Raw genomic sequence first — 11,016 nt, forward strand, 5'->3', positions numbered from 1 at the left:
AAAGGACGCAAGTATGGCTAATCCCTTAAGACAACTCGATGACAGTCGCTTAAATGACGACATCATCCAAGAAATCCCAAAATTCCAAACATTTGATGAACTTAATCTTAACACCAGTGATATTGATTTTGAAGAACTAGCATTTTTTGCTCAACTGTTAGTTTTTTGCATCTTAACGGTTATGCTGTCCTTCCTTTTCTTAGCGATTAAGCTCTCAGCCTTCTTTGCTTTACCGCTTGCTATTGCGAGCAGTTTATTGACCGTTTATAGCGTCAAAGAACTTCTTGTTAATCATTGTAACAAATAACTCACTCCTAATGTGCTAGGAGTGAGTTATTTGTTACAAGTCTTCGTCAGTATAGGTGATGATGATATCCTCAGCATCTGATGAAGGGATTTCGGCATCTGATGGCTCGCCAAACTCTTCTTTGACCAATTCTTTCACATAAGCCACTTGTTCGCTAACAAAAGCCTTGGCTTGTTCTTGGTAATAGTTTGGTTGTTCACGATAGGCGGATAAGCCTTTTTTTATTTTCATGACTAGCTGTTGACCTTTTTCGGTTGACAGATAATGACCGGCTGCGGCACCAAGAACCAGACCTAAACCGATTTTACGAGATAATTTACCCATTATTTTTTCCTCCCTTTAAATAATTTGCTAGCTACAACTGCTGCTGAGCCAACCTTACCAAATGTGCTTGCACTGCTGTTGCTAGCTTTGCTAGTTAATTTACGTGCCTGCTGATTTAAATCTGACACACTGACTGATAAATCTGCTAAAGTTGTAAAGACTGGGTCGATGGTATTGATTTTCCCATTAACATCTTCAACTAAAACATTCGTCTTTGCTAGTAAAGCATTGGTATGGTGAAGGGTGGTGTCAACGTCACTGGTCAAGAGCTTGACCGTTTGGCGAACTTCACCGACAGTTTCATTAACATTTTTTAACAGTATCACGAGATAGACAACCAATGCAGCAAAAGCAATGGCAATAATAAGTAACGAGATTCCAACTAAGTCCATAAGATACTCCTTTATTCTTGATAATAAGGTGGGTTAAGTTTATAACGACGATAAACAACAAGTGCAAAGCCTGCGATGACTAGGAGGGCCGATAGCCATTGAGACACACGTAAACCTGCGAACATTAAACTATCTGTTCGTAATCCTTCGATGACAAAGCGTCCTATTCCGTACCAAATCAGGTAGAAGAAGGTAGGTTCACCCTGTCTAAGTAGATGGGGGCGACGTCGCAAAATAAGGATAAGGATAAATCCAACTAGATTCCACAGGCTTTCATAAAGAAAGGTCGGCTGACGATAACTACCATCAATATACATTTGCTTCTGGATAAATTCAGGCAGATAAGCCAACGAATCAACCGCACTGCCGTAAGCTTCTTGGTTGATAAAATTGCCCCAACGCCCTATAGACTGAGCAATCATCACACCTGGAGCTGCAATGTCTAAAAAATCAAGCGGTTCGATTAAATGGTAGTAGGAGTAAACAAAGAGGGCAATCGCACCAGTAATCAGTCCCCCATAAATGGCAAGTCCACCTTCCCAAATGGCGAAAATTTTGACAGGGTTAGCTGCGTAATCCTGCCATTGAAAAATGACATAGTACAGCCGAGCCCCAAGGATGGCCAGCGGAAAAGCTATTAAAATAAAGTCAATCACATCGTCTGGCTTTATTTTTTTGCGTGGTGCTTCTTTTTTGGCAAGGTAAACAGCAAGAAACAGACCTGTCACGATGCAAATCGCATACCAATGGATGCTAATCGGGCCTAATTGAACAGCAACGGGATCAATCATGCGTTCACCCCATTTCTAGCAATCAGGTCTGTCAGGCGTTCCTCAAAGGTATTTGTCGCATCAAAGCCCATCTGCTTTGCACGATAGTTCATCGCTGCTGCCTCAACCACCACCGAAACGTTGCGTCCTGTTTTAACAGGGATACGCACGCGTGGAATCTTCACACCAGCAAGCTCAATGTCTTCATTGCCATTGCCTAAACGATCGAAGACTATTTCAGAAGACTGTTCTAAATACACAGCTAATTGAACTTGTGAAGAATCCTTAACCGCACTAGCACCATAAAGGCTCATAATATCAATAATACCAACGCCTCTAATCTCTAGCATGTGGCGAAGGATTTCCGCAGGTTCTCCCCACAAGGTCTCCTCATCTTTGGCATAGACATCCACACGATCGTCAGCTATTAAACGGTGTCCTCGCTTAATCAATTCAAGCCCGGTCTCGCTCTTACCGATACCGCTATCGCCTTGAATCAAAACACCCATGCCGTAGATATCCATCAGCACACCGTGAACACTAATCCGCTCTGCAAGGCACGTGTCCAAATACCATGACATAACGGCTGACAAGCGACTGGTCGGCATTCTGCCTTGCAAAATAGCTACGCCTTCTTCTTCAGCAGCTTGTAGCATTTCCTTTGGAATTTCCAAATCACGCGCCACGACAAGGGCTGGCGTTTCTTGTTGAAACATCTGGCACAAAACGGCATAACGGTTTTGGATGGTCATGGTCATCATGTATGACCATTCTTTCATACCGATGAGTTGCACGCGCTCAGAGGTATAGTAATCGAAATAACCTGTCATCTCAAGACCCGGTCGCGAAATATCCGCTGTCGTAATGGTTTTTTCCAATAACTCTGGCGTTCCATAAATGACCTTTAGCTTGAGCTTATCGGCTAACATTTTTACTGTTACTGTCATTTTTTCTCCTTTTCTATCATTTTACCACAAATTCACAAAACATGCATGATTTTACGGTAAAACAAAAAAGCAGGAAAGACTGCTCACCTAGTAAGTTGACAGCCTTTCCTGCTCTGAACTGTTAAGTTGATAATCGACTCAATTTGTTTCTTTCTTTGTGTTCAAACGACCTGACCCCAACTTAGGAATGACGGTGTTTTTTTATCTCATGGATAATCAGCCCTAGCACCACTACAATCATCACAATAATCACGAGAGCGATGACTTTCAAATATGCCGCCCACTCGTCAGCTTCTTTTTTGATAAGAGGTTCTGAGCTCGAGCTATTTTCTGTTGATAAAGAGATAACCTCCTCAATAGGTACGGCAATACTTTCTGTTAGACCAGCAATACCTGCTACAGTGGCCTGCTGATGGTCAATGACCAGAGTTGGTTGAGGTGATGCTTTTTTTAGGGTGACCACCAAGGGCTTCTGCACTTGATACGGTTTTCCCTCTATTTCTTGTCTTCCTGATGGCAGAACGGTTTTCTTTTCGTAGTCTTTGAAGCCGTGATTTAAGAGCGTATTAACAAAGTAATGTCTCACATGCTCCCCATCTGGATCCCCCCACTTGCTTGCCCCCATCACAACGGCAATCAAACGTCGTTCACCTTGTTTAGCAGTGACAATTGCATTGTAACCCGCAGTTGGGCTGGAACCTGTTTTCAGGCCGTCAACTCCCTCAAAAGCCAGACTAGCTCCTGGTAAAGAATGATTGTAGGTTTTAAAGGTCTCTTGATAAGGCGTTCCTGATTTGACAGTCACCTCAGCACTATTGGTAAATGCCAATATGTCTGGGTGTTTGGTCAATAAAGCTCGCGCTAAAATCGCTAAATCTTTGACAGTTGTTAGATTATAGCGTACAGGGTCATATCCTTCTGGTGCATAATAACCCTTGAATGAGATAATATCTGCACCGGTGCCATTATAGAAGACCGTATTGGTCATTCCCAACTCCTGAGCAGTAGCGTTCATTCGCTCGATAAAGCTGGCATCTGTTCCATCATGAATTAAATGCGCTAACATCAGGGTTGCAACATTTGACGATGGTACAACCGTCATGGTCAGCAACTCCCGAACCGTATAAGTTACTCCCGCAACTATTTTATTATTTGATAACTCAAAAATTTTTGAAATCGCTTGGTCCGTTTCAGTCGCTACAACCTCAGTATCCAAAGAAATTTGACCTGATTTTATCGCTTCCATTGTGAGGTAAATGACCATAGTTTTGGTCGTACTCGCAGGATCGCTTTGCAAATCAATGTCATGACCCCAGATAATCTGACCCGTATCCGCTTCAATAACAATCGCTCCCTTGGGTGCAATAGCAGATGTTGCCGGATAACCTAAATCTTGTGCCATTTTTACCAAGTCGTCGTTGGCAGAAACAGTCATCGTCATTAGTAAAGGAAACACCCACAAACTAAGCCATTTCAAGTATTTCAATTTCACTTCTCCTTACCCGCATAAGAATTTTTAGTTATTATACCATAATATCTCTTTTTTTCCAACTTAAATCAGAAAAAGCAGATGTCACATAACGTATGGTGACAGCTGCTTTTTAAAACTTCCCCAAATTTTTCCTCACCTGTTTGCTCTTAGAACGACGGATACCGCTAGCTCACTTCATGACTAACCGTGCATTCGTCCCAGTGGTCGTCATGCTTATGGTGCAAGTGACCATCGTGGACATAGTCAATATGATCGTCGTGAACAACCGCTTCATGACTACAGCCCTCGCCATGTTCGTGGTCATGGTCAGCATGCACAGTGTGTTCTATCATCGCAACAACTGTCACTTCGTCTCTTGGGGGGCTCCGTAATTGTTATTTGTCATGCACTACAACTATATCGCTCTGAGAGACTTTTTCATACTCTCAAGTGGCTAATTTCATTTTAGAATTTTCAATGAAATAATTAGCTAAAAACTAAAAATTCTGTCTTTTTTAATTGACAGAATACTTTTTATTTAGTAAACTTTTCTTAAGCAAGATTGTCATCTCTCCAATTTATGCTATTTTAAAAATATGAAAAATAATTTTTTGTCAAAATTTTCAGACGATATCAAAGAGCTATCGATAAACTGTGGAGTAACAATATTTATTAGTAAAGATGGTGCTTTTGTAGTCATTACGCAAACCGATCCCTTACAAGACAATTTACAAGATTTTAATCTTCTGGCTTTTAGTTAAATAAGACACTATATATGAAGAATTGGAAAGATGATATACTTGCTATAGTTAGCAATAGTTTAACCTGGATTGAGGATTCTCTAGATAAATTTTCAAAATCAAAAAAGTCAAGAGCCGAATTTTGTCAGATGTGTCTCTTCCAAAAAAAGATTTCTATTGATGACCATTTACAGAAGTTATTGACCTTTTACGACCCCCTTGATAGTCAAGGTAGGGAACCGCTTTATTATCGACGACTTGAGTATTATGCTCTTTTAAAATTACAAGGGGACGACACCGTTGACAGTACTATTCAATTTCTCTTTAAAAACGGTCTCTTTTATAAACTCAGCTTCGAGTCTGTCCCTTTTGACATTTTAGCAAGCAGGGAACATCTCTATGCTATTACACACGACATCTTTTATACTTCCATTTTTGGAAAGGAAACCGCTATTTTTGATATCCTTAAACCAAAGGAACCCCAACTACTAGCTGTTTTAGAATACGCAATTTTATTAAGTATTCGACACGATGATACTGATGTTTTTATGGAACTCATTGCTTGCATTTTTATTTTAGATGTAGCTGATAAATTGTCAGTTTCTTGTCAAGAGCTCTGCTATTTTTATATGAAAAATACCCAGCTAAAAAATGGTAGTTTCAAAACACAGTCTAACTCTACTGCAAAAGAATCTTTTGAGGAGGTTTATCACACAACCTTGGTAGCGGGTATCATATTCTTTGTATTAGGAGGTTGTTATGAGTTTAAATCGGTCTAACTATGCCACACTCATTAAACATTATCACCAACAAGAACATGAAGATACTAAACTAACAGCAGAAAAACAAATGATTCTATTGCAACAATATGGTGTTAAAAGTTCAAAACAATTTTTGATAGCTCTTTGTTCAGGGGAACAAGCAGCCATTGACAGATTATCTTTAATTGCTAACAACAAGCAACTATTTTTCACTATTTTTTTAGATGACCTTTTTCTTGAAAAGCTAACCTCTGCAGGTTATACGCTACTATTACTTCATCTTGTTAGCACTATCCCACAGAAGTTTATATCTCGTTATCTGGAGGTCTGTCATCTCGTCGCTGATAATGACGAGGAAGTTAATCATATTTGTCACCTTATACAGGAGTTTTGTCTATGTTAAAACAGTATTTCAAAAAAAGAAATTCTACTTGGAGCAATTTTTATTATCCTATCTTGCCTAACAGCTCTTTATCTTCCCCTAGTCCTACGCTAATTAATTGATAGCCAAAAAGCGTCTCTCAATTTTTGGGTTCTTTTTAAAATTTTAGGTCTTTTTGCCCTTCAGGCTTTTTTACTATCTTCTGGAACTTATTTTATGGCTCTAAACGGGGAGAATATCGCTGAAACTAAGCGACAAGAGCTTACCCGTCACTTAATGCATCTCCCGCTCTCTTTCTTTCACTATGAAAAGAGCGGTGAGCTCTCCTCAAGAGTAGTCAACGATATTAATAATCTAGGGAATTTTTACGTGACCACTCTCCCCTCGCTCATCACTAGTAGTGTGACCATCATAGGGAGTGTTATTGTCCTTTTCTTGCTTGATTGGAAATTAACTCTAACGTTTTTTATTGCTCTCCCCTTGTTAGTTCTGCTATTGTTCCCCTTGTCCCAACTAAGTCAAAACAGTAGCGAACAATTACAAGAAGATACCAGCAGATTAATTGGACAGTTAAGCGAAACCTTTAAGGAAATTGAACTCATTAAAGCCGATAATGGAGAGAACCAACGGCTCAATCACCTAAATGCTATCATCACGAAAATTAAACAGACTTCTCTCAAAGTTGACTTAATAAAATCCTTTATTTCTCCGGTTGGTCTAATGTTTTTATTCGCCAGTATTGCCCTGATTTTTACCTATGGTGGTCAGCGGGTGGCAACTGGAGATTTAACTATTGGTACCTTGATTTCCTTTCTAGTCTACCTCTTTCAGCTCCTAAATCCTGTTGGAGCAATCGGGACTATCGTAACTGATTTTGCTAAAGTCAAAGGGGCAACTAAAGAACTGGACAGGTTATTGACCATTGAACAAGAAGACTTTTCACAAAAAAGAAATACTATTCCCAAAGGAAATCTTGTACTCGAAGAAGTCAGTTTTGGCTATCAAGCTGACCAAGATACACTATCTCATATCAATATGATTCTTCCCCTAGGACAAAAAATTGCCCTCGTCGGTCCATCTGGTTCTGGAAAAAGTACCTTAGCTCATCTTCTGGCTCGTTTTTATCAGCCAACCAGTGGTGTCATCAAACTTGCTGATCAAGATATTAGTTCCTTTTCTCTCAAAGATTGGCGTCAAGGATTAGCTCTAGTTTCTCAATCAGCCGCTGTCTTATCCGGAAGCCTACGAGATAACTTAACCTTCGGTCTCAATACCACTCCTAGCGAAACTGATATAGAACAAGCTCTAAAGGCTGCTGTTCTCTGGGAAGATGTCCAAAAATTGGAGCAGGGTTTGGACACCTTTGTTGGTGAAGGAGGGAAACTCCTCTCTGGTGGTCAAAAACAGCGTCTACAAATCGCTAAAGCCTACTTAAAACAAGCTCATCTAATTATTTTTGATGAAGCAACAGCCAACCTTGACGCTGATGCTGAATTTGCTATCGGTCAAAGCATGAAACAACTTCTCCATAATAAGACAGCTCTAGTCATTGCCCATCGTTTGTCCACCATTCTAGATGCAGACCATATCTATTTCCTTGAAAATGGTCAATTGACTGGTAGTGGCAGCCACAACGATCTTCTAGCCAACCATTCCACTTATGCTCGCTTTGTTAAAGAGCAATTGCTGATGGATTAAATCTATAACCAATCTGCTCTCCACTGAGTTCAATCATCAGCGGAGAGCTTTTAACAAGCTCTACCTAACAGTCTCTATCTGCCAATTGAACAATCCCCTAAAGCGAATAGCACCTTGGGTATCTGTCCGATAGACCTTGATTCGTTGTTGTTCAAATCGCTCTAACGTTTCCTGGTGAGGGTGCTTATAGCGATTGTTCCGACCAGCAGAAATCAAGGCGAGCTTCGGCTTCGTATGCACCAAAAACTCTGGGTAGGAAGAACCTTTCGACCCATGGTGGCCAGCTTTTAGGACATCAACAGGCAAATCGGGATAATGTTTAATCAGTTCTAATTCCCCTGCTTCCAAATCACCTGTAAACAAAAAGTTCAAGCCTAATAAGCGACCATAAAGCACCAGTGAATCGTTGTTGCCACCATCTCCTGTCGTCCATGGATACAGCACCTGCAAATAACTCCCCATAAATGGCAACCTATCCCCAGCTGTCACTGTACGAACACGGACATTCATGGCTCTCAGGCGCTTCACAAATTCAGCATTCGTCAGACTCCCTTGACTAACCAAGACCTCCCCAATTGTAAACTCTTTAGCCACTTCCTCCATATCACCGATATGATCCGTATCGGTGTGGGTTAGCACCAGCTGGTCAATACGCCCAACTCCGCGACTTTTCAAATACGGAATTAGTGTGCGACTAGCATTGCTTGTGGTCTGCCGCTTCTGCCAATCCTCTCCAGCCTCAAACTCAACACGTCCGCCAACGTCAATTAGCAAGGTCTGACCAGAAGCAGCCCGCAGAAAAATGCTATCCCCTTGCCCAATATCGACAACAGTCACCTCGTTTTCTAAAGGATGTTTCGTCAAGAAAAATAGCAGAGCTAAAAGCAGGCTCAGGACAAGGACAACTTTTTTTCGGTAGCGGTAATCATAAAGCAAACCGAGACACAGCAACAGACTTAGTAAAACAAAGACACTCGGACTCCCAAGAACCAAAGACCGACTAGCCCAATCGCCAACAAACACTAAAAAGCGCTCCAATAAGACAAATAATACATTAAGAAAACTAAGATTTATCACTGGTAACAGAAGAAATGCCAAACTAAGAGCAGGCAACATGAGCCCATCAAACAGCAGTGATAGCAGAGCTGTTAACACAAGAGACAAGGGTTGAAAACTAGAAAAATAAAACATTAAGATAGGCAAAACAGCCAAAGCAAGCGCGACAACTTCAATAACTTGCCGTTTAATCCCCGTAAATTCCTTAATTGTTAATAAGCAAAGAACAAAAGCGTAGCTACAAGATAAAATACCCCCAGCTGTTAAAAAAGCATTTGGAACTAAACATAGTAAGCTCAGCATCGTTAAGCCAAGGTTATCCATACCTGTTACACCTAAACGTGACCAAAAGGACTGCAACAGACTACGACAAACGGAGACCTGAAACCCCGTCAAGACAGCATAGCAAAAGGATAGTGGCACCTGCAAGAAATCAACTTGGCGAACTGTCAACCCTAATCTTAATAAGATTTTTCTAAACCAGCCGAGGAAAAAATCCACCTGCATCCCTGACAGGGCAAATAAATGAATAATCCCAAGGCTAGAATAAAGCTCTGTCATGTCATCAAATGATTTATCCAAATGACCGAATAAAAGACCAGTCATATAATGTGTCATGGGGTCAGGAAAATGACCATAGATATAAACCAGCGCCTGTCGTCTCAACAAACGTAGGTAATCACCCAGACCAGATAAAGATCGTGGAGAAACCTCTTCCAACGATGTAACTTTAGCAACTTGATAGATTCCTTGTGTCTCAAGATAAGAATGGTAGTCAAAGCCCTTAAAATTTCGTTGACCCTCAGCCTCTGATAGCTCAAAACTGCCCGTCAAGCGAACAGGCTGAGTCAAGGTTTTGAAAAATTCTTGCTCTGTCTGGGTCTTTAGCTGATAGAAGACCTGATAAACTCGTCCATCGGATTGCCCTCGAAAAGATAACTGATCACCGTTGATTTGTAGGCTATCTGGTATGAGTGCTAAACTGGTTAGCTGAGCTGGCTCGGTAGTGTCTGCACGCTCTGCTTGATGGTGACGATAAGCAAACACCCCTGTAAGAACGCTTAAGATAAGAAGGGTTCTTAGAAAAATAGCTCTGCCATTTTTCCATAAACGCCAAAAACTGAACAATATGATGCCTACAAGCGACCAGTGAAATCGGTAAACGGTAAAGTAAGCTAGTAAACTCAAATAAGCCAACTGAATGGGTGGCAGTGGAAATCGCTTACTCAACTGTAATCTCCGAGCGAATCTTGTCAATGGTTTTTTGACCAATACCCGCAACCTGCTTGAGATCATCTATACTTGAAAAACGACCTACGGTTTCACGGTGGGTGATGATGTCTTTAGCTTTTTTAGCGCCGATACCTGTGATGGTTTGCAACTGAGCCTCATCAGCAGTATTCAGATTGATTTTTTGAGTAGAGGATGTTTCAGAGCCTGTTGCGACGACTGAAACATTTTCTCCTTGACTAGCCACGTAAATCACTGCTTCATCTGCCAGTTTTTGTGCTAAATTCACAGATTTTTTATCCGCCAAATCAGTCAACCCTCCTGCCTTCATAATAGCATCATTCACACGGCTACCAGACGGTAGTTCATAAAGCCCTTCCTTAACAACAGCCCCTTTGACATCCACTGTAATCATGATAGACTCTGAGCTTTCTTCCTCAATACTGTCACTCTTGACGTTTTTCTCCTCAACCTGTTGAATCTCTGGAAAATCATTCGGTAGACTGGGTTTCGCAAAAGCTTGACTGGCAAGCACACCCGTCAATGCTACAATAATCCCCCCCATTAGCAGAGTTGTCCTCTGCTCCTTCAATCGTTCAATCCATTCTTCAACCATTTTTCCCTCCTTGTTCTATAAAACTATTCGTAATAATAACAAAAAAGATTGGCATAAAACCAATCTTTTTTTGTTAACTTATCTAGCTCGTCTTCTCCGTCCGGCTAAGCCTAGGGCTGATAAGAGGGCTGTTGCGCCGACAGCGGCTAGAGCTGTGTGGGCATCGCCTGTTGCAGGGAGTCCCTTCTTACTTGCTGGTGCTGAAGCTACAGGAGCTGATGATTGGCTTGTTGCTTTAACAAGCTTAGCAACTTCTGCCTTGATGGCTTCGAGTTCAGCTTCAGTTTCTGCGAAGGCTACCTTGACAGCCAAATCGCCTTTT

At 41.2% G+C, this 11,016-nt stretch carries 14 protein-coding genes; 5 read left to right on the forward strand and 9 right to left on the reverse strand.

Annotation, left to right across the window (positions count from 1 at the left end; translation table 11 throughout):
- Nucleotides 1–13: 13 nt before the first annotated feature.
- Complete coding sequence (locus ACERC7_RS01835; RefSeq protein ID WP_373665963.1) at nucleotides 14–307, forward strand: DUF3270 family protein; 294 nt, start codon at nucleotides 14–16, stop codon at nucleotides 305–307.
- Between the two features lie 33 nt (nucleotides 308–340).
- Here ACERC7_RS01835 and ACERC7_RS01840 read toward each other — a convergent pair whose 3' ends face one another.
- The 6 genes from ACERC7_RS01840 to ACERC7_RS01865 all read right to left on the reverse strand — a co-directional run bounded on the left by ACERC7_RS01840 (nucleotide 341) and on the right by ACERC7_RS01865 (nucleotide 4,564).
- Nucleotides 341–631 (reverse strand): YtxH domain-containing protein, encoded by a 291-nt coding sequence (locus ACERC7_RS01840; protein ID WP_373658187.1) that lies wholly within the window; start codon nucleotides 629–631, stop codon nucleotides 341–343.
- Nucleotides 631–1,023: a DUF948 domain-containing protein gene (locus tag ACERC7_RS01845; protein WP_018367773.1), complete on the reverse strand. Its 393-nt coding sequence runs from the start codon at nucleotides 1,021–1,023 to the stop codon at nucleotides 631–633. The genes ACERC7_RS01840 and ACERC7_RS01845 overlap by 1 nt, the downstream gene beginning before the upstream one ends.
- A gap of 11 nt (nucleotides 1,024–1,034) precedes the next feature.
- Nucleotides 1,035–1,814 carry a prolipoprotein diacylglyceryl transferase gene (gene lgt / locus ACERC7_RS01850; protein ID WP_373665964.1) on the reverse strand — a complete coding sequence of 260 codons (780 nt, stop codon included), beginning with the start codon at nucleotides 1,812–1,814 and terminating at the stop codon, nucleotides 1,035–1,037.
- Nucleotides 1,811–2,740 (reverse strand): HPr(Ser) kinase/phosphatase, encoded by a 930-nt coding sequence (hprK, locus tag ACERC7_RS01855; protein WP_373658185.1) that lies wholly within the window; start codon nucleotides 2,738–2,740, stop codon nucleotides 1,811–1,813. The genes lgt and hprK overlap by 4 nt, the downstream gene beginning before the upstream one ends.
- 181 nt (nucleotides 2,741–2,921) lie before the next feature.
- Entirely contained in the window at nucleotides 2,922–4,226 is a 1,305-nt protein-coding gene (locus ACERC7_RS01860) for a serine hydrolase (RefSeq protein WP_373665965.1), read from the reverse strand.
- Between the two features lie 170 nt (nucleotides 4,227–4,396).
- The gene (locus ACERC7_RS01865) at nucleotides 4,397–4,564 is read right to left on the reverse strand and encodes a hypothetical protein (protein ID WP_373665966.1); all 168 of its coding nucleotides are present in this window, start codon (nucleotides 4,562–4,564) and stop codon (nucleotides 4,397–4,399) included.
- A 243-nt stretch (nucleotides 4,565–4,807) separates the two neighbouring features.
- Between ACERC7_RS01865 and ACERC7_RS01870 the strand changes: the two genes are divergently transcribed.
- From ACERC7_RS01870 to ACERC7_RS01885, 4 genes are all read left to right on the forward strand, one after another.
- On the forward strand, nucleotides 4,808–4,972 hold the full coding sequence (locus tag ACERC7_RS01870; RefSeq protein WP_373658182.1) for a hypothetical protein: 165 nt from the start codon (nucleotides 4,808–4,810) through the stop codon (nucleotides 4,970–4,972).
- Between the two features lie 14 nt (nucleotides 4,973–4,986).
- Nucleotides 4,987–5,730, forward strand: coding sequence for a hypothetical protein (locus ACERC7_RS01875; protein WP_373665967.1), 744 nt, complete (start codon nucleotides 4,987–4,989; stop codon nucleotides 5,728–5,730).
- Entirely contained in the window at nucleotides 5,711–6,115 is a 405-nt protein-coding gene (locus ACERC7_RS01880; protein ID WP_373665968.1) for a hypothetical protein, read from the forward strand. The genes ACERC7_RS01875 and ACERC7_RS01880 overlap by 20 nt, the downstream gene beginning before the upstream one ends.
- A 96-nt stretch (nucleotides 6,116–6,211) precedes the next feature.
- Nucleotides 6,212–7,792 (forward strand): ABC transporter ATP-binding protein, encoded by a 1,581-nt coding sequence (locus ACERC7_RS01885; protein WP_373665973.1) that lies wholly within the window; start codon nucleotides 6,212–6,214, stop codon nucleotides 7,790–7,792.
- A gap of 60 nt (nucleotides 7,793–7,852) precedes the next feature.
- Here ACERC7_RS01885 and ACERC7_RS01890 read toward each other — a convergent pair whose 3' ends face one another.
- The 3 genes from ACERC7_RS01890 to ACERC7_RS01900 all read right to left on the reverse strand — a co-directional run.
- Complete coding sequence (locus tag ACERC7_RS01890; RefSeq protein ID WP_373665969.1) at nucleotides 7,853–10,078, reverse strand: DNA internalization-related competence protein ComEC/Rec2; 2,226 nt, start codon at nucleotides 10,076–10,078, stop codon at nucleotides 7,853–7,855.
- Nucleotides 10,071–10,694 (reverse strand): helix-hairpin-helix domain-containing protein, encoded by a 624-nt coding sequence (locus ACERC7_RS01895; RefSeq protein ID WP_373665970.1) that lies wholly within the window; start codon nucleotides 10,692–10,694, stop codon nucleotides 10,071–10,073. The genes ACERC7_RS01890 and ACERC7_RS01895 overlap by 8 nt, the downstream gene beginning before the upstream one ends.
- Nucleotides 10,695–10,772: 78 nt before the next feature.
- A partial coding sequence (locus ACERC7_RS01900; RefSeq protein WP_373665971.1) for an LPXTG cell wall anchor domain-containing protein occupies nucleotides 10,773–11,016 on the reverse strand: 244 nt, incomplete at its 5' end.

It is taken from the genome of Streptococcus sp. E17BB (assembly GCF_041807725.1).
Taxonomy (GTDB): domain Bacteria; phylum Bacillota; class Bacilli; order Lactobacillales; family Streptococcaceae; genus Streptococcus; species Streptococcus entericus.

Coding starts and splice junctions, on each gene's coding strand:
- ACERC7_RS01835 (WP_373665963.1), top strand. CDS start 14: ATGGCTAATCCCTTAAGACAACTCGATGACAGTCGCTTAAATGACGAC.
- ACERC7_RS01840 (WP_373658187.1), bottom strand. CDS start 631: ATGGGTAAATTATCTCGTAAAATCGGTTTAGGTCTGGTTCTTGGTGCC.
- ACERC7_RS01845 (WP_018367773.1), bottom strand. CDS start 1,023: ATGGACTTAGTTGGAATCTCGTTACTTATTATTGCCATTGCTTTTGCT.
- lgt (WP_373665964.1), bottom strand. CDS start 1,814: ATGATTGATCCCGTTGCTGTTCAATTAGGCCCGATTAGCATCCATTGG.
- hprK (WP_373658185.1), bottom strand. CDS start 2,740: ATGACAGTAACAGTAAAAATGTTAGCCGATAAGCTCAAGCTAAAGGTC.
- ACERC7_RS01865 (WP_373665966.1), bottom strand. CDS start 4,564: ATGATAGAACACACTGTGCATGCTGACCATGACCACGAACATGGCGAG.
- ACERC7_RS01870 (WP_373658182.1), top strand. CDS start 4,808: ATGAAAAATAATTTTTTGTCAAAATTTTCAGACGATATCAAAGAGCTA.
- ACERC7_RS01875 (WP_373665967.1), top strand. CDS start 4,987: ATGAAGAATTGGAAAGATGATATACTTGCTATAGTTAGCAATAGTTTA.
- ACERC7_RS01880 (WP_373665968.1), top strand. CDS start 5,711: ATGAGTTTAAATCGGTCTAACTATGCCACACTCATTAAACATTATCAC.
- ACERC7_RS01895 (WP_373665970.1), bottom strand. CDS start 10,694: ATGGTTGAAGAATGGATTGAACGATTGAAGGAGCAGAGGACAACTCTG.